The organism is Paraburkholderia sp. JPY465, from assembly GCF_050436725.1.
In the GTDB taxonomy this organism is placed as follows: domain Bacteria; phylum Pseudomonadota; class Gammaproteobacteria; order Burkholderiales; family Burkholderiaceae; genus Paraburkholderia; species Paraburkholderia youngii.
Genome location: NZ_JBNDMT010000002.1, coordinates 1,782,756 through 1,806,795, shown reverse-complemented (window position 1 = coordinate 1,806,795; position 24,040 = coordinate 1,782,756). Strand labels below are relative to the sequence as shown.

Sequence of the window (24,040 nt, the reverse complement as noted above, 5' to 3'; positions counted from 1 at the left end):
TCCAAGCGTCCGTCGTTCGTCCGCGGGAATCGGGCGTCAAGCCAAGGAGACGATATCTGCACCCGCGAGCTCGAGCTCGCGGTAAATCCGCTCTATCTGCTCCCGCTCGCACAGGCGGGTTCCCTCAGTGAGCAACGACGCCGAAGCGGCCGCCACCGCATAGCGCAAGGTTTCGTCAAACGTCATGCCGCGATTGAGTGACCAAACCATTGCGGCGAGGAAGCTATCTCCCGCGCCGATCGAACTCGAAACCGGTACCGCAACTCCAGGCACGCGCAGCGCACGATCCGCAGTGACGACGAGTGCCCCGTGTTCGCCGAGCGTGAGCGCGACGATCGCCGCGCCGCCGTCACGCACGACCTTGCGTGCGGCGGCGAGCCGCTGCCCATCGTCTTCGAGCTCGCGGCCTGCCAACGTGCAAAGTTCCGACAGGCTCGGTTTGACCAGAAAAACCCCAGCCGCCAGCGCCGCGGCAAGCGGCGCCCCGGAGGTGTCGAGCACGACGCGGGTGTCGTGTTCCCGTGCAATCCTTGCGACGCGAGCGTAGATGTCGTCGGGGACGCCCGGCGGCACGCTGCCGCTGAGTACGAGGTAGCGTGGCACGACGGCGAGCTCACCGATGTGCCGCAGGCAGGCCTGCCATTCCGCCTCGGCGAGCACGGGCCCGGGTAACACGAAGCGGAACTCGCGCCCGGACGAGGTCTCCCGGACGCAGAAGCTTTCACGGGTCTCGCCGGCGATGCCGATACAAGTGGCGTGCACCCCTTCCGCTTCGATCATCGCGCTCAGCGTCAGGCCAGGCGGACCGCCCGCCATATAGAGCGCCTCGCAGTCGCCACCTAGCCGATGTATCACGCGCGCGACGTTGATCCCACCGCCGCCAGGATCTCGCCGCGCCGCGCTGCAACGAAGCTTGCGCGTGTCGACGATTCTATCGACCGAGGTCGCGACGTCGACCGCTGGGTTCAGTGTCAGAGTGAGGATCTCGGGCATCGGGCATCTCCGGTCGCGCCGGGGCGTCTTCAACCCGTTCAGGCCGTCGCCGCCGGCGAAGCCACGCGAGCTTCCGCACTTGCCACTGCGCGCTTGACCGCAATGAAGCTGTCCGGGCTCACCGACATCGAATCGATCGCACAGTCGACGAGAAACACCGCGAATTCCGGGTGATCGCTCGGCGCCTGACCGCACAGACCAACCTTCGCGCCTGCCCGATGCGCGTCGTCGATCACCCGACGGATCATCCATTCGACGGCTTCGTCCTGCTCGTCGAACAGTGGCGCCAGCTCCGCCGAGTCACGATCGACACCGAGCGTCAATTGCGTGAGATCGTTGCTGCCGATCGAAAAGCCGTCGAAACGCTGCGCGAATTGGCGCGCAAGAATCACGTTCGACGGAACCTCGCACATCACGTATACCTGCAGTCCGTCCTGCCCGCGCCGCAAGCCATTCTGCGCCATGACTTCGAGCACCTGATCGGCTTCGCAAACCGTGCGACAGAACGGAATCATCACCACGACGTTACGCAGCCCCATTTCTTCACGCAGCCGCCGGATCGCCCTGCACTCCAATGCAAAACCTTCGCGATAGCGCGGCGAGTAATAGCGCGAAGCGCCACGGAACCCCAGCATCGGATTTTCCTCGTGCGGCTCGAACGCCTGGCCGCCGATCAGATGCGCGTATTCGTTGGTCTTGAAGTCGCTCATGCGTATGATCGCCGGCCGCGGGTACTGGACCGCGGCAATGCGGCCGAGTCCACGCGCAAGCCGATCCACGAAATACTCCGCCTTGTCCGGGTACCCTGCCGTCAGTTCCTCGATGCGCTGCTTCGCGGTCGCGTCCGCGAGCTCATCAAATCGCACGAGCGCCATCGGATGAATCTTGATGTCGTTGCTTACGACGAACTCCATGCGCACGAGACCGACGCCGTCAGCCGGCAAGCGCCACCAACGGAAGGCGGCCGCGGGATTGGCCAGATTGAGCATCACGTGGGTGCGCGTTTGCGGGATCGATCGGAAATCGATCTCCTCCACGTCGAACGCGGCCGTGCCCTCGTATACGAAACCTTCGTCGCCTTCCGCGCACGACACCGTCACTTCCTGTTCGTCGTGCAGCAGATGCGTGGCGTTGCCGGTACCGACGATCGCGGGCAGCCCCAGTTCCCGGCTCACGATGGCCGCGTGCGAAGTGCGCCCGCCGTGGTCCGTGATGATCGCGGCGGCGCGACGCATCACCGGCACCCAGTCGGGGTCGGTGGTGGGCGTCACGAGAACCGCGCCGTCGACGAAACGGTGCATGTCGCTCGGATGCTCGATCACGCAAACCGCGCCGGCCGCGATCGCTTCACCCACGCTGACGCCGCGCAAAAGACGGCGCCCCGCCTCGCGCAGCCGGTAGTTCCTGACCGAACTCGCTTCCCGGCGCGACTGCACCGTTTCGGGACGCGCCTGCACGATGAACATCTCACCGGTCGCGCCGTCTTTCGCCCATTCGATGTCCATCGGCCGCCCGTAGTGAGCCTCGATCGCGCAGGCCGAGCGCGACAGGGACAGGATCTCGGCATCGTCAAGCACGAATGCGGCGCGCTCGGCTTTGGAGGTCGGCACGTTCTTCGTCGGATGAGGTCCGTTTTTCGCGTAGATCATCTTGCGGGCCTTCTCCCCGCGCTTTTTGCCGACGATCGGTGAATACCCGCGTTCAGCCAGCAGCGGCTTGAACACCTCGTACTCGTCCGGATCGACCGCGCCCTGCACGACGTTCTCGCCAAGGCCCCAGGCCGCATTGATCAGCACAATCTTGTCGAACCCGGTCTCTGTGTCGATCGTAAACATCACGCCCGCGCCGCCGAGATCCGAGCGCACCATCCGTTGCACGCCGATCGACAGTGCAACCTGCAAATGGTCGAAGCCCTTCGCCGTTCGATACGCGATGGCCCGGTCGGTAAACAGCGACGCGTAGCAGCGCCGGCAGGCATCGAGCAGCGCCCGCTCGCCGCGCACGTTGAGAAAAGTTTCCTGCTGGCCGGCAAAGCTCGCGTCGGGAAGATCCTCGGCTGTGGCGCTCGAACGTACCGCGACGTCAGCGTCGGCGCCGCCGCTGCGCTCGCCGAGCGTTCGATATGCGGCACAGACGGCCTGCGCGAGTTCGGTCGGCCAGTCGCCATGCACGATGGCCGCGCGGATCGCCTCCCCGGCTTCGGCGAGCGTGAGGCGCCCTTGCGCAAGGTCCTCGAGACGCGCCGAAATTTGCTCACGCAGACGATTGGCGTCGATAAAGCGCCAATAGGCCTGCGCCGTGGTCGCGAATCCCGGCGGAACCCGAACGCCATGCCCGTCCAGCTGGGACAATAGTTCCCCAAGCGACGCGTTCTTGCCTCCAACGCTTGCGACGTCCTCGCGTCGCAAGTCCTCGAACCAGATCACCTGCGCGACAGCTTGATCCATGTTGTGCTCCTTGCCCCGACCATTTGCCGCGCCGTGGGCGCGCGCCTGCGCGGCGCGACGTCCCGGCTGCAGCAGGGCTCTTACTAGATGCTGATATAGCCCTGGAAAGTCCACGGCAGCTGCATTTGCGCCTGCCTCGCCGATTCGCCGCCGCATTCGAAGCACGTGCCCGAGAACCCTGGGGCGCCATCCGACGAGAAGACCGGCACGAAAGCGAACTCATCGTTCACCGTGATCAGAAAATCGCGGTTGTAGCGAGATGGCGCGAAGATCGTCACGGAGCGAAAGAACTGCGACGTCTGGAACGGGCGGTCGAGGTCGATCCCACGCGCTCCGGAGGCGCGGCCCAAATCGAACCGCGCGGGAATCTCGTACTCGAGACCGCTCCGTTCGACCCGCTCACCAGGCGTGAACACGAGCGTCGCGCCGGGATACGGAAGAGTGTGTATCTGCTGAGGGGCCGGCCCTTCCGGTCCGAGAATCAGTGGCGGGTAGGCCCACATCGACAGAGCCAACGATGCTGTTTTCTGCGAAAAAAACTCTGCAAGCCAGTTCATGCGATTCTCCAACGCGACCTTGTATCGATCTCCGACAATCGGAAGCTATGTCATGCAGCTCTCGGTCGCATCGCTGCATCCATTCAGGCTCACTGTAGGCGGCCCCGCGCATGGCTCATTGATGTGGGTCAATCGCGCAAGGCGGAACGACGCGCAACGAGCCATCGTGATGACCCACGCTACACAACTCGACGCGGTGTGCCCGCACATCAGAGATTCGAGCAGGACTGTTCCGATACCGCTGACCGCTGCCTGATTTCGAACCGCACGCGAGATCAAGACCGCAGAAGTCCATTCCGGCAAACCGCAACGTGTCAGTGTGTAACGACTTCATAGCCGTCGGCCGCGACCTTCCACGTCGTCACGCGTTGCAGTTTTTCGAAACGATGAATGGCGCTGGAAATCGCAGCCTCCTGCGCGGCGCCGTCATAGCAGACGCGCATGACCTCGCAGTGATGTGGAAAGCCGCGGTGGTCGAGGATCTCCTTGTAGAACACGACTTCGACGCGGGGCACATCCGTGAGCGCGGCGCCGCTCCGCGCGAGCGACGCGTTGCGCGAGCGGGCGTTGATACGATGACAGCGCCTGTTCCTGCCGCTATACGCCGACTCGGCCTCGCAGTTCGAATCACAACCGGCAAGCCGGCGCTTGTCACGTCGTTCAAGTTTCTTCGCCATGGCAGTGCTCCCCCATCTTTTTGCGGCTCGTCGCAACAAACCCCCTTCCGCGCAAAGAGCGCTGGGCGCACATAAAGTGTGTCGCGATATGAAGCAATTTAGACGTCTCGCTCCGGGCCCCGTTGACGCACGTCAACCGGATCACGTCAACGAGCCGGTGCTTTCGTGCAAGCTGATCGGCGATTTACCAGTACTACCTGAACGGTTAATTCAATGTTGCGATTCGGGCGCAAGAATTGCATTCCCTGCCCGTCCAGGCGGGTAATAGATGCTATAAAGTGAATGAGCTTTGTTGCTCGTCGGCGGTACTCTTCGCACAGCCGGAGATCGAATGGAATCGTCCAAGCAATTGAACAGCCCCACGCACGAGCTATTCCGCCAGGTCGTCGAAGCGGCCCCCAACGCGATGGTGATGGCGGACCGGGACGGCCGGATTGTGCTCGTCAACGCGCAGGCGGAGAAGATGTTTGGTTATCTGCGAGACGAGCTGGTCGGCCATAGCGTCGATATGCTCGTGCCCGAGCGTTTTCGTTCGGCGCATCCTCAGTATCGCCGCATGTTCTACGGCAACCTCAGCAGCAGGCCGATGGGCACCGGACGCGATCTTTTCGCGCTCAGAAAGGACGGCTCCGAAGTCCTTGTGGAGATCGGACTCAATCCGGTCACGACCCCGGAGGAAGTCTTTGTGCTGGCCGCGATCGTCGATATTACGGAACGCAAGCGCGCCGAGCAGGAACTTATCAGGCGTACCGAAGAACTCGCGCGTTCCAACCATGATCTCGAGCAATTCGCCTACGTCGCGTCGCACGACCTTCAGGAGCCGTTGCGCGCCGTCGCCGGGCCTCTTCAGCTGCTACAGCGCCGCTATCACGGGCAACTGGATGCCCGCGCGGACGAATTCATCGCACATGCGGTAGATGGTGCGACGCGCATGCAGAAGCTCATCGAGGATCTGCTTGCGTACTCGCGCGTCGGAAGGTCAGGCGCCACCCAGGAACTGGTCAACTGCACGACGGCTCTCGACCAGGCGCTCAAAAGTCTGAGCGTCGTGCTGCAGGAATCTCACGCGCAGATCAATCGCGATGCGCTCCCCGTGGTCATGGGCATTCCGACGCAACTCGCTCTGCTGTTCCAGAACCTCATCGGCAACGCGATCAAATTCCGGCGACTCGATCAACCGGTACGGATCGACATCGGCGCCCGCCGTGAAGGAGACGAATGGATCGTCTCGGTCAAGGACAACGGAATCGGTATCGAGTCGCAATACTTCGAACGCATTTTCATGATTTTCCAGCGCCTGCATTCGCGTGCCGAATACCCCGGCACGGGAATCGGCCTCGCGCTATGCAAGCGTATCGTCGAACAGCATGGCGGCCGCATCTGGGTGGAATCCGGGCCAGACGGCGGATCGACCTTCTTTTTCACGCTGAATGCGAAGTTGGATGGCGGCGCTCGAACGTAATGTCCGCCCGAGGAGACGCCAATGCAGTCACAGGTTACGAGCAATCCCGTACACATCCTTCTGGTCGAAGACAGTCCTACCGACGTGTTGATGACGCGCGAAGCGCTCGAGGACCAGGAGGTGCTCAATCCGTTGCACGTCGTGCAGGACGGCGCCGAAGCCATGGATTTCCTGCACCGCAGCGGTCGGCATCACGACGCGCCCCGTCCCGGCCTGATCATTCTCGATCTCAATCTGCCGAAAAAGAGCGGCCGGGAAGTCCTTGAGGAACTGAAAGCCGATCCCGATCTGATGAGTATTCCCGTCATCGTGCTCACCACGTCGAGATCGGAGGAAGACGTTGCAAAAACGTACGGATTACATGCCAATTGCTACGTCACCAAGCCAGTCGACTTTACGATGTTCGTCGATGTCCTGCGCCGAATCAACGACTTCTGGTTCAGCGTCGTGACATTGCCGCCGGCCAAGCCATGAACACGCCCCAGCATCTGCGAATTCTCCTTGTCGAAGATAGTCCGACCGATGCCCTTTTGATCGGGGAGGCGCTTGCCGATGTGGACGATTTCCAGCACGACCTCGTGCATGTGGAACGTCTTGCGGACGCCATTTCTCGCTGTGTGGCCATTCGCTTCGACATCGTACTTCTCGATCTGGGTTTGCCCGACGCGCACGGAATCTCCACGTTCAGGACCTTTCGCGATCGGGTGCCGGAGTTGCCCGTGCTGGTATTCACCGGCCTCGCCGACAAGTCGGTTGGCCTTCTGGCAATCCAGTACGGCGCGCAGGACTATCTGGCCAAGCGTGACATCGACCCGTCGGCACTGAGCCGCGCGATCCGCTACGCGATCGAGCGCCATCGCATCGCGCATGCGCTGGAGGAAAGCGAAGAGCGCTTTCAGTTGGCCGTCAGCGGTGCAAGCGCGGGGTTGTGGGACTGGGACCCGCAATCCGGTGCAACCTGGCTTTCCCCCTATTTCAAGAGAATCCTCGGCTATGAGCCAGATGAGTTTCCCGACGATTCCGGGACGGTTCTCGACGCCATTCATCCTGCCGACCGCGGACGCGTCAACACCTGCCTCGCCGCGCATCTCGAACAGATGCGCCCCTACGACGTCGAATATCGCATGCGGACAAAGTCCGGTGAATACTGCTGGGTCCATGCGCGCGGGCAGGCGTTGTGGAATCAGTTCGGGCAACCCTATCGCATGCTGGGCTGGATCATCGATGTCACGGAACGCAGGCTCGCCGAGGAGGCCCTGCGTGCCTCCCGCGAAGAGCTCCAGCGACTGTCGGCAGGCATCCAGCAGGCGCGCGAGGACGAAAAAGCCCGGATCGCGCGCGAATTGCATGACGATTTCGGCCAGCAGCTCGTCGCGCTGAAGATTGCGTGCGCGAGGCTCGATGCGTCGATCACGCGTAGCGATAGCCCGGCAGGCGCGGCCGACCTCGCCAACGTCTATAGACTCATCGATCAGCTGGTCGTGTCAGTAAGGCGCATCGCCACCGATCTGCGGCCGGCGATGCTCGACGATCTGGGCCTGATCCCAGCCCTCGAATGGCTCGTCAACCGGTTTTCGGAGCGGCATGGCGTGCGCGTCTCGCGTCGCATTGCCGACAACATCGCTTTCAACGACGACAGCGCCACAGCCGTGTTCCGGATCGTTCAGGAAGCACTGACGAACGTCGCCCGGCATGCGCGAGCGACCGAAGTGGTGCTTGAAATCCTGCGCAAGGAACCGCATTGCGTCGTTCACATTGCAGACAACGGCTGCGGCAGCGCGCCGGACCAACGGCCCGCAGCGGACTCGTTCGGCCTGCTGGGAATCCGCGAGCGCGCGTGGGCCCTTCGCGGTGACCTGCAGATCCGCACGGCGCCGGATCAGGGCTTTGCGATCACGGTCTCGTTGCCGCTCGAGATCGTCGAGGCGCGCATCGAGCGAGCGGCCTCCGGTCACTCGGACTCGACGCGCTAGCTCGTCGACCCTGCCTATTGCGGCCCCTCATGTTGCATTGTCTGCTCCGGCAAAGAGGGTTCGTCGTTGCGTGGTGACGTGAATGAATACCGTTGCTTGCTGTCCTTCCATCGATTGCGAATTGACGGACGTCAAACATTCCCGGCGCAACATGCGTTCGAATCGGAATCACCGGCACATGGTTTCCGCTGCGCCGCGCCCTTCCAACACACCGGAGTAACCGTCGTGCGCAACGACGCCACGAGAATTTGCTTTCGGTACCGCGGCGGCCGACGGCATGCGCGTTTCTACGACGTGCTGATGACGCTCGACGATCCGGGCGGAGCCTGTCGTATAGAAATGCGCGAGGCACTGCCCTGCGGCGCGGACACTCCGCCGCTCACGTCGGGACGCCTCAATGCTGCGCGCCTGATGCGCGCGCTCGACCTGATCGGACTTGTAGAGCGGATCACCGCTCGCGACGACGCCCGGTCGGAACCGGGTCGCCTGCTTTGCGACGCTCATCTGCAGCTACCGTGGCGTCCTGCTGCCGCGACGCTGCGCGTCAACGCGCCGGCGCTGCCGGTGCGTGGCCCGCGACGTACCGCGGCGCTCGCCCCCGTACGCAGCAGGTCCGATCGGATGATCGCCCAAGCGCTCATGAACGCTCAGTGCGGTGTGCTTCAGAGGCAGGCGCGGGCCCACTATTCCTTACGCGGCATGAGCCGCAGGGTCCGCCTGAAGCATCGCGTCTGGATCAGTTGAGCGGGCCGGCACGGCGTCACCACAGCAGCAGTGCATACGTCGGTTGTGCGGGTGTGACCTCGGATCTTCTACCTTAGCCGCCCCCGCCCATTTGGCAATCGCCGCCCCCTAATGCAACGGTTTGCGCGCCACGCCTGTCACATTGGCGCGAAGCCGACCGGATCCTCCAGATGATCCATCACCGCTTTCACGCCTGGCACGCGGGCAGCCGCCGCGAGGATCGCATGACGCTCTTCCTCGGAGCGCACCACTCCCCAGCAATGAGCGACACCTTCAGTGACGATCAGACCGTCGGCGGCCATCGCCCAGCGGTGCCCGTCGAGTTCCTTCGTGATCTCGCCGCGAAGCAAGTCGTCCGACGGTTGTGCATCGAGCTGCGCGGGCGCACAGCTCGCTAGCGCGCGCACCAAACTGGCCCTGCTGACGATGCCGACCAGCTTGCCTTTGCGTAACACCGGTAGCCGCTTGATGTGCTTGCGTCCGAGCAATGCGGCGACCTCGGTAAGCGGCGCGGATTCTTCGACTGTGACAGCGGGCGCGCTCATCACGTCGCTCACCTGAATCGAACGCTCTTTCAGATACTCGACCGCAAGCTGACGCGTGGGGGCGAGGAACTCCGCGAGCCATGAGCGACGCGGGGTTTCGGTGCCGGTTTCGACACGCCGGAGCAGGTCGCCCTCGCTGACGATGCCAATCACGCTGCCTGCGTCGTCGACGACCGGCAGGCCGCTAATCCTGTTGTCGGCAAGCAGCTTTGCCGCGTCATAGACCGAGCTGTCCGATGCGATTGAAACGACCTGGGTCGTCATGATGTCTGAGGCTTGCATGGTGATCTCCATATCGAGTGGCGGATTGGGGCAAGACAAGACAATATTTCGCTTGATTCTGCTTGCCGGAGTTGACCGAAATCAAGCGACCGTGCGTCAGAGCAGCGCTCCGGACGGTCTCGCGTTAGCGTGCCGACGCGGCCCCTTGTTGGCCGTCAGGCGGAGAAGCGCCGCGTCAGTGTCCTTGCGTTGCGCCAACGGAGCGTTCAGCAGGCGTCGTGCGAGCGTGGCTTCTTCGTTGAGCAAACCGAACAGCGCGGCCAGATGGTTCTCCCTCGATCGCTGCTGTTCGCCAACAAGACAGAGCGCGGAAAATGCGTGACCCGCACGGCACCTGAACCGCATCACCAGTCGATCGCACAATTCGGAGAGCGGGGCTCGGTAGCGTGGTGCGCGGCTGGATCAATCACTGCCTGCTCGCCGACGCGCGCAGGTTGAACGAAGAGGAATTGCCAATTCTCGCGCAGACCGTTGAAGCACTCGGCACGAAGCTCAGCTCTCTCGCGGATTGAGGCGAGGGGTCGCGAAAACAAAAGGCGCGCCCATGACGGCGCGCGACAGTTGATCGTCGATACTCGATTGCTGGCTTCTAGTTGACCGTAAGGCGCTTGTGCTCGCTCGAGGCTTTTTTCGGCAGGCTCAACGACAGCACACCGTCCTTGTATTCGGCCTTCGCATTGGCTTCGTCGACCTCACCGCCGAGCGAGAACGAGCGGCTGAACGTGCCGGAGTAACGCTCACGACGGATCACGCGTTCACCTTCCTTTTCCTCCTTGTTGCGCTCGACCTTCGCGTTGATCGAAACGACGCGCCCGTCGATCTGAACGTCGATATCCTTCTTGTCGACGCCCGGCAGTTCGGCTTTCACCGAATATGCTCCGTCGTTTTCCGTCACGTCGAGCTTCATCGATGCGAGTTCGGTGTCCTGTGTCGTCAGCATCGAGCGCATTGGCCGGAAAAATCCTTGGAACAGTTCCGAAACAGGATCCGCCGAAAACGGATCAAAACGCGTCAGATTGCTCATTACCAATCTCCTTCAGATAAGCAGGCCATGAAACGGCCCGATTGACCGACTACAATTCGGTCTGCAATGTCGCCGGATTGCGCAAGGCACGGGGTGAATCAGATGCCGCCGCCGTCTCGCGCATTCACGCTGGTCCGTACCGTGAAACAGCACCTTCAGCGTAGTCGCGCGCGGCTTTGAGTCGTTGATCCACGTCAAGCGCGGTCCCGGGCACCGGCTGCCGTTCGATCGCCTTTTGCAGCAGCTCTTGATCCAGCACCGTCCGCAGTCAAGGGCGTGTCCCGCGAAACATCGAGTGTCCGGCCACCGTCGGTCAGTGGTTGGGCGCTCGCCCTACGATCGCTTCGAGTTCTTGTTCCGCGAGATCGAACGCGCCGCGAATCGCCGCCTCGGCGTTGTCGCCGGCGCAATGAGCGATCGGCCTGAATTCGTCAGCGGGAGTGATCAGATCGAGCCGCACGTCGTAATGCGGGCTGACGCGATCTGGGTGCAACGCCTCGATCGCAAGATGGCAGTTCGGCACGAGCGCCTCGAACCGCGCGAGACGAACCAGCTGCGCACCAGCCTCCCCTTCGAGCTGCACCGCGCCCGGGAAGCCGAGATAGACAATCTGCATGCCGATGCCCATCCTTCCCCCGCTCCGAATATTGACCGGACTCCGTGCGCCCCTTTCTGCGGTCAGCGCCGTCTGCCACGGGCTTATCGTGTTCCTCCGTGAAGCGGAGTCATTGACCTGAGTCAACGCGATGAAAGGCGGAGGATAGTGGCCATTCAGATGCGCAATGTGCGCAAGCATCTCGCGAAGCGACGCCGTTCTCTTAGCCAACGGCGCCGGTACGATAAAGATCAGCGCTTAAGCAAGCCGCGCGCTCATCGCCGGCACGCGTTCAACGGGCGGAAACACGTTCCACGAACCCTTGCCGTGCCGGAAAAACACTATCGTCAGGGGCCGCGAAGAAATCGCGCCTTCAAGCCTGACGTAACGCGCGCGAGTGATCGCCATGCGGCCGGTGCGCACCACATGCGCGGGGGTCGCGCCGGTGGGCGCAAGCCATTTTTCGACCAGTGCCCGCAGGGGAATGATGGTGTCTTTCATGACCGCCTCCTCGTTTTCGCCGACTCTGACGCCGTGGAAACGGCGCGCCGTCGAATCTATTATTGGCAACCGTGCTCGTTATCTAAATCAGCGGCGGCGGAAACGCGGGTAGTCCGTGGAGACCGCTCGTAGGAATCGGCTGACCCTCGTCGGACCATCGGACGACACGATTCGTGCTCCTTCGCAGACGCACAAATTCGCGTCACGCACCCGCGATTGATCTGAGTCAATCGTGCCCCTTGCTTTGCGCAACACACTGGTTGCGACATCCGAAGCACTGTTCGAGTCATGCACGCCGCCGCGCCGCCGATCGTCGGATATCGGCAGTCGCGGTGTACCTGTCCGAGTTCACTCATTCACGTCAGCGAGAAGACTATGTCCACTGTCGCCATCAACGATCAAACGCCGGAAACGGCCGCCCCGCCGCTTCTTAAAGACACCGCCATCGACGGCATGGCCGCCTACGAAGCGCTCGTCAACGAAGCCCGCACCGACCGGAGCGGCTTCTGGGCACGGCTCGCGCGCGAGCATCTGAGCTGGCACCGGCCCTTCACGAAGGTGCTCGACGAATCGAACGCACCGTTCTTCAAGTGGTTCGACGACGGTCTGCTGAACGCGTCGTACAACTGCCTGGACCGCCATCTGCACGACGGCAACGCCAACAAGACCGCGATCATTTTCGAGGCCGACGACGGCACCGTGACGACCATCACGTACCGGCAACTGCATGCGCGCGTGTGCCGCCTGGCGAATGGGCTGCGCGCGCGCGGCATCGCGTGTGGAGACCGCGTGATGATCTATCTGCCGATGTCGATCGAAGGTGTCGTCGCGATGCAGGCCTGCGCGCGCATTGGTGCGCTTCATTCGGTCGTGTTCGGCGGCTTCTCGGCGAAGTCGCTGCACGAACGCATGGTCGACGTCGGCGCCGTCGCCGTCATTACCGCCGACGAGCAGATGCGCGGCGGCAAGAATCTGCCCTTGAAATCCGTCGTCGACGAAGCGCTGAACATGGCAGGCACCGACGCGATCCATACCGTGATCGTCTATCGGCGCACGGGCGGCTCGATCCTGTGGGACGAACCGCGCGATTGCTGGCTGCACGAACTCGAAGCGACCCAGCCCGACACCTGCGAACCCGAATGGGTCGGTGCCGAACATCCGCTGTTCGTTCTGTACACGTCCGGTTCGACCGGCACGCCCAAGGGCGTGCAGCACAGCACGGCGGGCTATCTGCTGTGGGCCGCCGTCACGATGAAGTGGACGTTCGACCTGCGCGCCGACGACGTGTACTGGTGCACGGCCGACATCGGCTGGATCACCGGTCACAGCTACATCTGCTATGGCCCGACCGCGGTCGGCGCGACCCAGGTGATTTTCGAGGGCGTGCCGACGTGGCCCGACGCGGGACGGTTCTGGGAGATGATCGCGCGGCACAAGGTCAGCATCTTCTATACGGCGCCCACTGCGATCCGCTCGCTGATCAAGGCCGCCGAGACGAACAGCAGCGTGCATCCGCGTCGCTTCGACCTCGGCTCGTTACGTTTGCTCGGCACCGTCGGCGAGCCGATCAATCCGAGCGCGTGGGAGTGGTTTGCGCGCGAAGTCGGCGGCGGACGCTGTCCGGTGCTCGACACCTTCTGGCAAACCGAAACGGGCGGCCACATGATCACGCCGCTGCCGGGCGCGACACCGCTCGTCGCCGGATCGTGCACGTTGCCGCTGCCCGGCATCGAGGCCGCGATCGTCGACGAAACCGGCTGCGACCTGCCGAACGGTCAGGGCGGCCTGCTGGTCATCAAGGAGCCATGGCCGTCGATGCTGCGCACCATCTGGGGCAATCCGCAGCGCTTCCGCAGTGGCTACTACCCCGCGGACCTGGGCGGCAAACTTTATCTGGCGGGCGACGGGGCGATTCGCGATCCGCAGACCGGCTATTTCACGATCACCGGCCGCATCGACGATGTGCTGAACGTTTCGGGCCACCGCATGGGCACGATGGAAATCGAATCGGCGCTCGCCGCGCATTCGCTGGTGGCGGAGGCCGCGGTCGTCGGCCGGCCCGACGAGACGATCGGCGAAGCGATCGTCGCATTCGTCGTGCTCAAGGGGCCGCGCCCGGAAGGCGCCGAAGCGAAAAAGGTCGCGGAGCAGTTGCGTGCGTGGGTGGGCAAGGAAATCGGGCCGATCGCCAAGCCGAAGGAAATCCGCTTCGGCGACAGCATGCCGAAGACGCGCTCCGGCAAGGTCGTGCGGCGTCTGCTGCGCTCGGTCGCGAAGGGGGAAACGGTCGAGCAGGACATGTCCACCGTGGAAAACCCCGCCGTGCTGCTGCAGTTCGGACATCACGAGTAAGCCCCCCAGTTCCATTCAGGAGACTTCACCATGAAACCCACCGCTCCCAACCCCGCATCGCTCGGCCTTGCCGCCTTCGCGCTGACCACGTGGCTCCTGAGCATGATCAACGCCGGCTGGTTCAGCGGCGGCTCGCTCGGTCTCGTGCTCGCCGTTGCGTTTGCGTTCGGCGGCAGCATGCAGATCGTCGCCGGACTCATGGAGATTCCGCGCTGCAACACATTTGGCGCCACCGCGTTCCTGAGCTATGGCGCGTTCTGGTGGTCGTTCGCGCTGTTTGCGCTGTTCCTGCACGAACAGGTGCCGGCCGCGTTCGTCGGCTGGTATTTGCTGTTGTGGGGCGTCTTCACGTTCTACATGTGGATCGCGACGTTCCGCTCGTCGCGCGCGCTGCAGTGCGTGTTCGTCGCGCTGTGGGCGACCTTCTTTCTGCTTGCGGCCGGCGAATGGCTCGGCTCGGCGGCACTTCGGCACGCGGGTGGCTATGGCGGCCTGCTGACGGCGCTGCTCGCGTTCTATCTGTCCGCGGCCGAGATCATCAACGAGTCGCTGGGGCGCACGGTCCTGCCGATCGGCGCGAAACCCCCGGTCGTCGAAATGGAATCGCTCAGCGCCGCGGTGGTGACGCGTTTTGCGGATTGATTACGCTCATCCGCCGCTGCACTCGGGCCGCCGCGCATATCAGATGCGCGGCGGCCCTCGTCATTTGGATACGCTCCCGCACGCGCGAAACTTGCCGCTGACTGGCGGGCGAAAGCTTTACCCAATGCCACGGCGCACGGGCGAACTGGGAACCCGCCGGCGTGCACCGCAGATCATTTGACCGAGGTCAATAAGGGCAGTTTCGCCGCCCATACACTGGTCTTATTCCTTATGCGGGAGCACTGCCGTGATTGCGCGAATTCGAAACTGTCTGCTGGTGTGCGCGGCGTCCGCGCTGACGGCCGGCACCGCCTATGGCGAATCCGAACCGAGCGCGCTCGTCGATCAGCAGCACTGCATGTTCTGCCATACGCGCGATGCGCCATTTCTAGCACCGTCGTTCCAGCAGATCGCCGACCACTATCGCAACATGCCCGATGCGCAGTCGATGCTTGAGCACAAGCTGCGGCTCGGCGGCAAGGCGCACTGGGGCGATACGCCGATGCCGCCCGCGGCCGAACGCGGTGGCCCGCTGTCGGCACAGGACGCGCACACCTTAGTGCAGTGGGTGCTTAGCCAATGAGAACTCATCGAACCCGCCATCGACGTGCGATCGCGGCGACCAACCGGTCAGTCGCTTAGCTTGCGCAGAGTTGTCGTACTTTTGATCGTTCGTCTCGACGCGTTCGCTCTATGGCTCGGCAAAGACGCGCGGCAAGGGTCGCATAAAGGTTCCTTCGGTCCCGTGGTTCGATCGATATCAGGCCAGCCGGCGATATGCGCTGTTTATCCCTTTGCCGACATCCGGATCGGTCCACGTCCCGTCGATCACCCTGCTTCGAGACAACGTCATTCGCTGGATCGTCGGGCTGTTCGTCTTTTCGTTGCTCTGGACGCATCGAACGATGACCGAAATCGGGCAGACACACCTCGTGCTGCAATTGTAGGTATTGGTTGCCACGATCGTCAGGCTCGGCTCACTGATGGCCTTCATCGTGCTAATCGATTATTCCGCGCGTTCGCTGCGCCCCGTCGCTGTTGTCGGGCGCATCGCGGAACATGGTTTTGCCGTCATAGAGAGCATTTACCCCGCTGCGACCTCAAGCTCAAGATGCACATACGACCGGCCACCTATTTGATTCAGGTCAACGTTGTGTGGTCATGCGCTTTGTGGACTGATTCGGCGGAGTGATCCCGTGCAGCTGATACGCATTCGATCTCGTTGAATTTCGTCATTTCGCTTCGCTCATAAACGCGCGAAACTGGTCCTCGACCGCGACGATCGCGTTCGCACAGGTCCAATACATCACGCTCGCGTTGCCGTCGGTGCGGTACATGCCGCGGCACATCGCTTTCAGCTGAATCAGCGCGTGATCTTCGTCGAGCCGTCCCTTCAGCGCCGCGAGATACACGAAGCCGAACGAATGAGGCAACGCGGTTTCGATCAGCGTATCGTCAGCGCGGACGATGCGGCTCGCGGAATGCGTGGCGACACGAACGCGCGCGTGCGTACCCATGCCGACTCGCAATCGACCGTCGGTTCGCAACGCACAGAGGCCTGTTGACGCGCCTCGAACAGCGCGACTTCCTCGCGGCGGAAGGCCGCCTCGCGCGCGGTGCTCGCGCATCCGGCAACGAGCACCAGACATAGGATCGACACCAAGATCCAGCACGCGGCGCGCTTCATGACCGCGCCGGTGTCGGTGTGGCCGCCGAACCAATGCATTTATCGATCTCTCTGAGTTTGCTGCTCATCGGGTTTCCAGTCTTTGTCGCGTCTGAACCCGGCCAACCGCAACTCGTGTGCAGCGAACTCGACATCGACGACCGCGTCGCGTCCCGTGACGATCGCTTCCCGGGTGTCTCCAAACATAGCGGGTCGTCGCGCATGAAGACTGATCCTGATCAAACATGCCATTGACGGCGATCAAGCGATGCCACTACCACGCGTCTACGCTTGCGATGAATACGGCCCCGGCCACATCCACACTACCCGGCGAGGACGACCTTGAGACCCGCCCTGATCGTTTCGATTCTGTTCGCGCTGCTCTGCATGTCAGGATGCGGGGGCGACATGGTGCCGGCTGCCGATCGCGAAGTCGCTGTGGCCTTTGCCGACGTGCTGGATCTCTACAACGAACGACTCGAACTGACGGAGCAAGCCGTCTTGCTCGCGCGCAAGCATCTGTCGCCGGATGCGCCGGCACTCGCGCAGATAGGTAGGTCGCGCACGGCGGTCGCGGATCTGCATGCGTCGCCAGCCCTGCTCGACTCGCCCGCTTCGTTCGAACGCTTCGATGTCGCGCAACGCGATCTGACCGACGCGATCTCGCAACTGCTGATCGCATGCGAGGGCATCCGCCGTCTGAAAGCGAGCCCGGGGTTCCGCGCGCTGCAGTCGCGGCTCGCCTCGTCCGCGGGACGGATCGCCTTCGCCCGCGAGCGCTACGATGAAGCGGCCCGGCGCTACAACGCAGCGCGTCACCGTTTTCCGTTCGCCCTCGCGGACATGCTTCATCCCACCCAGGATAGGCCCGCTTTCACGGCTCCGGACGGAACGCCTGTGCATCGTCATCCGCGCACCGACTTCGACGCGTTGCGCGGCTCGCTGCGCGTCGAGTCGCAACGTTTTCGACCGCGAGCCTGAACACCCCGCTACACCAGCCACTCCATCTCGCGGCGTGCCGCCATTCTCGACCTGATCTTCTGCGCGAACGTGTCGCGCTTGACGCCGTCTTTGCGTCGATACAGGTCACTGCCGGTAAACACGCAGGTCGCAAGCGGCACCTTGCCCGCCGCCTCAGACATCTGCTTCAGCGCCTCTTTGCCGCCGAACGCGCCCTCGCAGCAAAACAGCGCGAGCCGGCGAACCTGCGGGCCGTGCAATTCCAACCACGCCCGAGCTGGCGCGCACGCGCCGCGTGCCCAGACGGGCGCGCCAACGACGACGAGATCATACGCTGCGACGTCGAGCAACGCCGGCATGACCTCGGCGTGTCGATGACACAGCGCATCCATCAACGATCTGACGAAACCGCGTGCACCGTTACGCGGCTCCGGACCGCCGCGTTCGCGGATCGGTTCGATGTCGGCGTCCAGCCCGGACGCGAGCAGCTCGGCATCACGCCGCGTTGTGCCGGTTCGCGAGTAATAGACGATGAGAATCCTGCAACGCTCGGACATATGCTTTCTCCGACAGCGGACATTGGGCACCTCATCCGCCAATTGAGCGTCATGCGCTGCGAACGTGCCGGCTCGCGATGCGATGACGCTTCGATCAAGATCCGACTTGCGGGCGGTGGTGTCAGAGTAATTGAGCTCGGCCGGCAGCGATTGACCCACGTCAACTGGCATGCGGCATCCGCGTGCTTGATCTGCGTCAACAGTCGCGCCGGGCTGGACCATAGACTAAATGTCACCACGGGTTGCGCCCGTTTCCACGCGGTCTGTCAGGAGCCTTGACGATGAGCTACAAAAGCATTCTCGTTCACCTCGATACGAGCGTTCGCGCGCATCCGCGTCTCGAGATCGCATTGCAGCTTGCACACCGGTTTCACGCGCGGCTGACCGGTCTGTTTTCGACCTATGTGCCACCACGCCACGCGTTCTTCGTCATGGCCGGCACTGCCGAGTACTACGCGGAGCACGAGCGCCAGCGCCACGAAAGGGCTGGCTCGCTCGAGCGGCTCTTTCATGCCGAACTCGCGCGTGCAAAGGTCGAAGGTCAGTGGATCACCGCAGACGGCTATGCGAACGACGTTGTGCCGTCGTACGCCCGTCTCGCCGATCTGATCGTGCTCGGACAGACTGATCCGGTCGACCCCGAGGCGTTCGTCGCCGAACAGTTCGTCGAGCACGTCGTGCTGTCGACGGGACGGCCGGTATTGCTGGTGCCGTCGAGCGGGCGCGTCACGCCGCCGGGCCGGCACGTGCTGATCGCGTGGGACGGCAGCCGTGAAGCCACCCGCGCGATCCACGACGCGCTGCCGTTCCTCGCGCATGCCGCGAAGGTGTCGCTGCTGACGGTCCATTCGCCCAGCGATCAACCGCCGCGCGATCGGATTCCCGGCGCGGACATCGCGCTGACCATCGCGCGTCACGGCGTGAAGATCGACGTGCGAGAGCTGACCATCGAAAACGACACGCCGGTCGGCGATGCTTTGCTGTCGCAGGCGTCGGAGCTCGGCTGCGACCTGATCGTGATGGGCGCGTACGCACACTCCCGCCTGCATGAAGTCGTACTGGGAGGCGCAACGCGCACGATGCTCGAGTCGATGACCGTGCCAGTGCTGTTGTCGCACTGAAGATCGCGCTTAAGGAGACCATTATGTTTCACCGCCTATTGGTCGCGCTCGACGGCAGCGATACCGCCTCTCGAGCCTTCGATGCCGCATTGACCCTCGCCGCCGAGTCCGGTGCCGAATTGATGCCGCTGTATGTGATCGATCTGCCCATCATGGCGTACGACACGCCAGGTTTCGATCCGTCCGTGATCGAGGACGCCTTCATCGAAGAAGGCCAGCGGATCGCGACCGACGCGAAGAGCCGGCTGGCATCGCACGGCGTCAAGGGCACGCCACGCACCGTGGAAGCTTCGATCCCCGGCGAAGACGTCGCGAAGCGCATCATCGCGGCGGCGCTCGAATGGAACGCCGATGCCATCGTGATGGGTACGCACGGCCGCCGCGGCTTTCGGCGCGTCATGCTCGGCAGCGTCGCCGAGCGCGTGCTGCGCAGCGCCCGCTGCCCGGTCCTGTTGATTCCGGCCCGTGCGGTCGTTGAACCCGACGATCAGTCCGTCACCGCGTCCGCCGAAAAGGAGCTGACATGAGCTACAAGACCCTGCTCGTTCATATCGACGACAGCCGTCGCTGCGACGCGCGCGTCGCGCTCGCGCTCGATCTTGCGCAGCGTTGGGACGCACACCTGATCGGTTTGTATGTCGTGTGCGAGGACTTCGCGAAACCGCTGTTCGGCACCGACGACGGTTTCGTCGCCCAGCTCGCCGCACTGTCGGCCGATCGCCGTGAGACGGCTCAGCAGGCATTTCTAGCCGCGGCCGAGCGCGCCGGCCGCACCGCAGAATGGCGCACGCCGGAGGGCTCGCCGGTCGATGTGACCACACTTCACGCGCGGCACGCCGATCTGATCGTGCTCGGCCAACCCGACCCGCACGATCCCGCGACTTACGTCGATCGGCATTTCGCCGGCGAGGTCGTGCTGGGCGCGGGGCGACCCGCGCTCGTGATCCCGCACGCGGGTGCGGTCCCGACGCTTGGCGAGAACGTGTTGATCGCGTGGGACGGCAGCCGCGAAGCCTCACGAGCGATCGCCGACGCGATGCCGCTGCTTCAACGCGCGCGCTTTGTCGCCGTCGACGTCGTCGGGCCCACGCATGACCGTGAAACGGGACCCGGCGCGATCGACGTCGCAGCATGGCTCGAAGCGCACGGCGTGCGCGCGTCGTTCTCGACGACGCCGCGCCTTCGCGTCGCGGGCACTGGCGCGACGCTGCTTAACCGGGTCTCGGACCTGCACGCCGATCTGCTGGTGATGGGCGCGTATGGCCATTCGCGTGCGCGTGAACGTGTGTGGGGCGGCGTCACGCGGACGATGCTCGAATCGATGACCGTGCCGGTGTTGATGGCGCATTGAGTGGCGCCCGAGCTAAATGAGCGCTGCGAGACGGCGCAGGTGTGGAGGATGAAGGGCAATCGGGCCAATGCGCGCGCCGTCCCCGCGAACCGCTTACTACGGACTATTCACGGCATGGGGCGATGGTGCGAGGCCACGTCATTCAGGAGACGCTGAATAACACTGGCCGCCCTGCGATGGCGAGCACGCTTGGACCGACGCTGTGCACAAATGGCGCGTACTGCTTGCTGTGGAAGGCGGATAATTGTCGTGTCCCCAATCGGTAGACAGTCAAAGGCAACGGTGAATACGTTTCCCTTGCAATCGATGCAACAGAAAGAGATCACCTCATGATCAAAGTGTTGCTAGCCGACGACCACACGCTAGTGCGCGAGGGGCTGCGCCATATCCTCCAGCAGGCAAGCGACTTTGACGTAGCCGGCGAAGCGTGTGACAGCGCCACGACGATCGCGCTGATCCGCGCGACGCATGCGCACGTGCTCGTGCTCGATCTGTCGATGCCCGGGCGCAATGGCATCGAACTGATCAAGCAGATCAAGGAAGAAAAACCCGACCTGCGGATTCTGGTACTGACGATGCACGCTGAGCAGCAATACGCGGTGCGCGCGTTCAAGGCGGGCGCGTCGGGCTATCTGACCAAGGAAAGCGCGAGCGCGGAGCTGGTCGGCGCGGTGACGAAAGCTGCGTCAGGGGGCGTCTATGTGAGCCTCGCAATGGCCGAACGCTTCGCGCAGAATCTGAACGAGCCTGTCGACACGCTGCCGCACCAGCGGTTGTCCGATCGCGAATTTGACGTGTTCCGGCGCCTCGTCGAAGGCCAGAGCATCAGCGAGATCGCCAACGAACTATGCGTCAGCGTCAAGACGATCAGCACACACAAGACGCACATCCTCGAAAAAATGCAGATGCCGAACGAGAACGGGCTGGTTCGCTATGCTGCGGTGGACTAGATTAAATCTGACAGTGGTTTGGTTTTTCCTGGTGGCTCGCGTTGCCGCGGAGGGCGTAGCCCGTAGCGGCAATGCGAGCCGCGAACAGCAAGGAGTCCGCCATGACTCAGGATCGGAAGGTAATTCGTGCCAAGGTCGGCATACTTGAGTTGGCCCGGCAACTCGGCAACGTCAGTCAGGCCTGCCGCGTGATGGGTTACTCGCGCGACAGCTTCTACCGATTTAAGGAACTGTACGATCGAGGCGGCGAAGCTGCGCTGCAGGAGATTTCCCACCACCGGCCGCTGCTCAAGAACCGCGTGGACCCGCAAGTCGAGGCCGCCGTTGTCGAACTGGCCCTCGAATTGCCCGCGTACGGTCAGGTGCGTATCGCCAACGAAGTGCTCAAACGGCATGCCCTATCCGTCTCGCCCCAAGGCGTCCGTAGTATCTGGTTGCGCCACGATCTCGAGACCATGCCGAAGCGCCTGAAGGCCTTGGAAGCCAAATCCGCCCAGGAGGGGTTAGTGCTGACTGAGGCGCAGCTCGTCGCGCTCGAACGCGCCAAGCACGAGAAGGAAGTGCACGGAGAATTCGAATCCGAATGTCCGGGCTACTGCGGCGCACAGGATACGTTCTATGTCGGCAGCCTCAAGGGCGTCGGTCGTGTCTACCAGCAGACTTTCGTCGATACCTACTCGAAGGTTGCGTTCGCCAAGCTCTACGATCGCAAGACGCCCTTGCCGGCGGCTGACCTGCTCAACGATCGCGTTGTTCCGTTCTTCGATGGTTTTGGCATTCCACTGCTACGCGTGCTGACAGATCGCGGGACCGAATACTGCGGCAACCCCGAGCATCACGAATACGAACTGTATCTGGCCTTGGAAGACATCGACCATACCCGAACCAAGGCCAAGTCGCCGCAAACCAACGGGATCGTCGAACGGCTGCACAAGACCATGCTCAACGAGTTCTATCGCATCACCTTCCGCAAGAAGATCTACGACTCGATTGCCACCTTGCAGACGGACCTTGATGCGTGGCTCGATCAGTACAACAATGAACGTGAGCATCAGGGACGCTGGTGTTATGGCAAGACGCCGATGCGCACTTTCCTCGATTCGCTCGAACTCGCCAAGGAGAAACTCATCCCCCATTGATGACTCGTTCTTTTTCGGCTCGACTACCTGTCAGATCAAGTCCCGGCTAATACAGCTATGCGATCCGTCACAAGCTGTTCGAGGACGAAACCGACCTGTAGCAACCTTCGTCCTCCGTGCTCAGAGAGCGACCTCCTGTCGTCAGGAATATGCCAACGCCGGCTACCTCGATTCCTGGTCTCGGTTAAAGCGCCGCTGATACATATTTGCGATGACGTCGCCAATACTGGTTGATGTGGACACCGTCACGTTAGCCGCCTCCTCGAACTATTTCTCAGACATCCGAGTGAACCGCCCCGGGAATGGTGGAGGCTGGTTGGTTTAAGTTAATGCGGGTTCAGCGGCAGCTGTTTCAAGTTGCCGATAGTAGTTCGCATCGAATTTCAGTTGCGGGTAGTTTTCGGACACCACCAGCAGCCTGGACAATGACGAGGTTAGCTGTCCCTGCGCCGCCTCGAATTTGGCGAAGGCCTTGGGGGTTCGAAAAAAGTTCCGGCGTCGCCTGAATCGAACCTACCTGCGCGCGAGCTTCGGTCACGCGTGTGAGCAGCTCTTTTTCCTGGGTCGCATACCCCTTAACCGTATTGACGAGGTTCGGCACGAGGTCGGCACGGCGTTGATACTGATTCAGCACTTCCGAGCAGCTTGCCTTGACCTGCTCGTCCTGGGTCTGAATGGAGTTGTAACCACATCCAGACAACCCGAGAACGATAGCCAGCAGAAACGAACCCCAAAAGCGTGCGTGTCACCATTTTTAATCCGCTAAAGGCGTAGTCCGGAAACCGGGGAGCGCGAGGCAAGAGATAGGCAACGTCTTGCTGCTGTCTACTGTTCCTCCTGCTCTCAGAGTTACGCGCTACGCCACCGCCACCCGCCCCCTTTGATGCAGGTCAATCAGTTTCTCTGTGCGACGCGACAATTGGCCTTCAGGGCCAGGCGGTTAACTGTTGCCCGTAACCGGACGGCTGGCAGCAGAGTGATGAGCATGCGCGTAGCGCCACGCTCTGGCCAAAACGATTCGGTACTCAACCAAAGCTCGTCGGGTCGCCGTGTACCACCGGACAGTCCCCTTTCGATTCGAAGCAATTGACGTGCGTCAATGTCGACTGCCTCAAGGGAGGTACTTTCAACATTATGGGTTCCCAGTTCTGCCGCACGGCACACAAGGAGGTAAATAATGAAGACTTACTCGTCGGCGTTGGTTGTCGTGATGGCACTCTGCTTTCCGGTAGCACACGCCGCCACCAAGGATGCAGGTGCGACACAACGTAACCGCGCGGCAATTTCTCGGTCCATCGGCTCATTCTAGTTGAAACGATGTCTATGAATCGCACAGATGACGAAGCTGTCACGATAGGCGGCTACGGTATGCGCACTGAGCGCTCGCCGCTGGGTGAGCGTCCGCTATCGCCGAATTGTGTGCCTCGCGCCTCCGTCAAGTTCTGGAGTAATGCAGTCAATCTGACGGTAGGTTTTCTTGCGCAGTTCAGGACAGCTCCTGG

The 24,040-nt window shown here is 62.6% G+C and carries 25 protein-coding genes and 3 pseudogenes; 15 read left to right on the top strand and 13 right to left on the bottom strand.

The window, feature by feature from the left end; translation table 11 throughout:
* Window positions 1-36: 36 nt before the first annotated feature.
* The 4 genes from QFZ94_RS10335 to QFZ94_RS10320 all read right to left on the bottom strand — a co-directional run bounded on the left by QFZ94_RS10335 (window position 37) and on the right by QFZ94_RS10320 (window position 4,674).
* Complete coding sequence (locus QFZ94_RS10335) at window positions 37-993, bottom strand: 1-phosphofructokinase family hexose kinase (RefSeq protein ID WP_429456650.1); 957 nt, start codon at window positions 991-993, stop codon at window positions 37-39.
* A 38-nt stretch (window positions 994-1,031) separates the two neighbouring features.
* Entirely contained in the window at window positions 1,032-3,440 is a 2,409-nt protein-coding gene (gene ppsA, locus QFZ94_RS10330; RefSeq protein ID WP_429456648.1) for a phosphoenolpyruvate synthase, read from the bottom strand.
* An 83-nt stretch (window positions 3,441-3,523) separates the two neighbouring features.
* Complete coding sequence (locus QFZ94_RS10325) at window positions 3,524-3,997, bottom strand: hypothetical protein (protein WP_368581654.1); 474 nt, start codon at window positions 3,995-3,997, stop codon at window positions 3,524-3,526.
* 314 nt (window positions 3,998-4,311) lie between these two features.
* Window positions 4,312-4,674, bottom strand: a complete 363-nt coding sequence (locus QFZ94_RS10320; RefSeq protein ID WP_429456646.1) for a hypothetical protein — start codon at window positions 4,672-4,674, stop codon at window positions 4,312-4,314.
* 367 nt (window positions 4,675-5,041) lie between these two features.
* Here QFZ94_RS10320 and QFZ94_RS10315 point away from each other — a divergent pair.
* The 4 genes and pseudogenes from QFZ94_RS10315 to QFZ94_RS10300 all read left to right on the top strand — a co-directional run.
* Window positions 5,042-6,136, top strand: a pseudogene (locus QFZ94_RS10315) (sensor histidine kinase); the annotation flags it as partial.
* 21 nt (window positions 6,137-6,157) lie between these two features.
* Window positions 6,158-6,610 (top strand): response regulator, encoded by a 453-nt coding sequence (locus QFZ94_RS10310; protein WP_410852296.1) that lies wholly within the window; start codon window positions 6,158-6,160, stop codon window positions 6,608-6,610.
* Window positions 6,607-8,109, top strand: a complete 1,503-nt coding sequence (locus QFZ94_RS10305) for a PAS domain-containing protein (protein WP_429456643.1) — start codon at window positions 6,607-6,609, stop codon at window positions 8,107-8,109. Before QFZ94_RS10310 ends, QFZ94_RS10305 begins: the two co-directional genes overlap by 4 nt.
* Before the next feature lie 225 nt (window positions 8,110-8,334).
* Entirely contained in the window at window positions 8,335-8,853 is a 519-nt protein-coding gene (locus QFZ94_RS10300; protein ID WP_429456641.1) for a hypothetical protein, read from the top strand.
* Window positions 8,854-8,990: 137 nt separating this feature from the next.
* Here QFZ94_RS10300 and QFZ94_RS10295 read toward each other — a convergent pair whose 3' ends face one another.
* Entirely contained in the window at window positions 8,991-9,680 is a 690-nt protein-coding gene (locus QFZ94_RS10295; protein ID WP_429456639.1) for a CBS domain-containing protein, read from the bottom strand.
* Window positions 9,681-10,051: 371 nt separating this feature from the next.
* On the opposite strand from QFZ94_RS10295, the pseudogene QFZ94_RS10290 reads away from it, so the two are divergent.
* A pseudogene (locus QFZ94_RS10290) lies at window positions 10,052-10,192 on the top strand (SagB/ThcOx family dehydrogenase); the annotation flags it as partial.
* 77 nt (window positions 10,193-10,269) lie between these two features.
* On the opposite strand, the gene QFZ94_RS10285 reads toward QFZ94_RS10290, so the two are convergent.
* The 3 genes from QFZ94_RS10285 to QFZ94_RS10275 form a co-directional block, all read right to left on the bottom strand.
* Window positions 10,270-10,704, bottom strand: a complete 435-nt coding sequence (locus QFZ94_RS10285; protein ID WP_429456637.1) for an Hsp20/alpha crystallin family protein — start codon at window positions 10,702-10,704, stop codon at window positions 10,270-10,272.
* Between the two features lie 313 nt (window positions 10,705-11,017).
* Complete coding sequence (locus QFZ94_RS10280; protein ID WP_429456635.1) at window positions 11,018-11,332, bottom strand: hypothetical protein; 315 nt, start codon at window positions 11,330-11,332, stop codon at window positions 11,018-11,020.
* A gap of 225 nt (window positions 11,333-11,557) precedes the next feature.
* Window positions 11,558-11,800, bottom strand: coding sequence for a hypothetical protein (locus tag QFZ94_RS10275; RefSeq protein ID WP_429456633.1), 243 nt, complete (start codon window positions 11,798-11,800; stop codon window positions 11,558-11,560).
* A 375-nt stretch (window positions 11,801-12,175) separates the two neighbouring features.
* Between QFZ94_RS10275 and acs the strand changes: the two genes are divergently transcribed.
* The 3 genes from acs to QFZ94_RS10260 all read left to right on the top strand — a co-directional run bounded on the left by acs (window position 12,176) and on the right by QFZ94_RS10260 (window position 15,377).
* Entirely contained in the window at window positions 12,176-14,152 is a 1,977-nt protein-coding gene (acs, locus tag QFZ94_RS10270; RefSeq protein ID WP_429456631.1) for an acetate--CoA ligase, read from the top strand.
* Between the two features lie 30 nt (window positions 14,153-14,182).
* The gene (locus QFZ94_RS10265) at window positions 14,183-14,794 is read left to right on the top strand and encodes an acetate uptake transporter (RefSeq protein WP_429456629.1); all 612 of its coding nucleotides are present in this window, start codon (window positions 14,183-14,185) and stop codon (window positions 14,792-14,794) included.
* Window positions 14,795-15,041: 247 nt separating this feature from the next.
* On the top strand, window positions 15,042-15,377 hold the full coding sequence (locus tag QFZ94_RS10260; RefSeq protein ID WP_429456627.1) for a c-type cytochrome: 336 nt from the start codon (window positions 15,042-15,044) through the stop codon (window positions 15,375-15,377).
* A 177-nt stretch (window positions 15,378-15,554) separates the two neighbouring features.
* Here the strand turns inward: QFZ94_RS10260 and QFZ94_RS10255 are convergent, their stop codons facing one another.
* The 3 genes from QFZ94_RS10255 to QFZ94_RS10245 all read right to left on the bottom strand — a co-directional run bounded on the left by QFZ94_RS10255 (window position 15,555) and on the right by QFZ94_RS10245 (window position 16,520).
* Entirely contained in the window at window positions 15,555-15,788 is a 234-nt protein-coding gene (locus QFZ94_RS10255) for a hypothetical protein (protein ID WP_429456625.1), read from the bottom strand.
* Between the two features lie 238 nt (window positions 15,789-16,026).
* Window positions 16,027-16,227: a hypothetical protein gene (locus QFZ94_RS10250; protein ID WP_429456623.1), complete on the bottom strand. Its 201-nt coding sequence runs from the start codon at window positions 16,225-16,227 to the stop codon at window positions 16,027-16,029.
* A gap of 11 nt (window positions 16,228-16,238) precedes the next feature.
* Window positions 16,239-16,520, bottom strand: a complete 282-nt coding sequence (locus QFZ94_RS10245) for a hypothetical protein (RefSeq protein WP_429456621.1) — start codon at window positions 16,518-16,520, stop codon at window positions 16,239-16,241.
* A gap of 282 nt (window positions 16,521-16,802) precedes the next feature.
* Between QFZ94_RS10245 and QFZ94_RS10240 the strand changes: the two genes are divergently transcribed.
* Window positions 16,803-17,441 carry a LemA family protein gene (locus QFZ94_RS10240; protein ID WP_429456619.1) on the top strand — a complete coding sequence of 213 codons (639 nt, stop codon included), beginning with the start codon at window positions 16,803-16,805 and terminating at the stop codon, window positions 17,439-17,441.
* An 8-nt stretch (window positions 17,442-17,449) separates the two neighbouring features.
* Here the strand turns inward: QFZ94_RS10240 and QFZ94_RS10235 are convergent, their stop codons facing one another.
* Window positions 17,450-17,977, bottom strand: coding sequence for a flavodoxin family protein (locus QFZ94_RS10235; RefSeq protein ID WP_429456617.1), 528 nt, complete (start codon window positions 17,975-17,977; stop codon window positions 17,450-17,452).
* 281 nt (window positions 17,978-18,258) lie between these two features.
* Between QFZ94_RS10235 and QFZ94_RS10230 the strand changes: the two genes are divergently transcribed.
* From QFZ94_RS10230 to QFZ94_RS10210, 5 genes are all read left to right on the top strand, one after another.
* Window positions 18,259-19,098 (top strand): universal stress protein, encoded by an 840-nt coding sequence (locus tag QFZ94_RS10230; RefSeq protein ID WP_429456615.1) that lies wholly within the window; start codon window positions 18,259-18,261, stop codon window positions 19,096-19,098.
* 23 nt (window positions 19,099-19,121) lie between these two features.
* Entirely contained in the window at window positions 19,122-19,625 is a 504-nt protein-coding gene (locus QFZ94_RS10225; RefSeq protein ID WP_429456613.1) for a universal stress protein, read from the top strand.
* Complete coding sequence (locus QFZ94_RS10220) at window positions 19,622-20,449, top strand: universal stress protein (protein ID WP_429456612.1); 828 nt, start codon at window positions 19,622-19,624, stop codon at window positions 20,447-20,449. The genes QFZ94_RS10225 and QFZ94_RS10220 overlap by 4 nt, the downstream gene beginning before the upstream one ends.
* A gap of 329 nt (window positions 20,450-20,778) precedes the next feature.
* Window positions 20,779-21,399 (top strand): response regulator, encoded by a 621-nt coding sequence (locus QFZ94_RS10215; RefSeq protein ID WP_429456610.1) that lies wholly within the window; start codon window positions 20,779-20,781, stop codon window positions 21,397-21,399.
* A gap of 101 nt (window positions 21,400-21,500) precedes the next feature.
* Window positions 21,501-22,538: an IS481 family transposase gene (locus tag QFZ94_RS10210; RefSeq protein ID WP_429455627.1), complete on the top strand. Its 1,038-nt coding sequence runs from the start codon at window positions 21,501-21,503 to the stop codon at window positions 22,536-22,538.
* Between the two features lie 366 nt (window positions 22,539-22,904).
* Here the strand turns inward: QFZ94_RS10210 and QFZ94_RS10205 are convergent.
* Window positions 22,905-23,259 (bottom strand): annotated as a pseudogene (locus tag QFZ94_RS10205) (LemA family protein); the annotation flags it as partial.
* A 456-nt stretch (window positions 23,260-23,715) separates the two neighbouring features.
* On the opposite strand from QFZ94_RS10205, the gene QFZ94_RS10200 reads away from it, so the two are divergent.
* Window positions 23,716-23,847, top strand: a complete 132-nt coding sequence (locus QFZ94_RS10200; protein ID WP_429456608.1) for a hypothetical protein — start codon at window positions 23,716-23,718, stop codon at window positions 23,845-23,847.
* The last annotated feature ends 193 nt before the right edge of the window (window positions 23,848-24,040 follow it).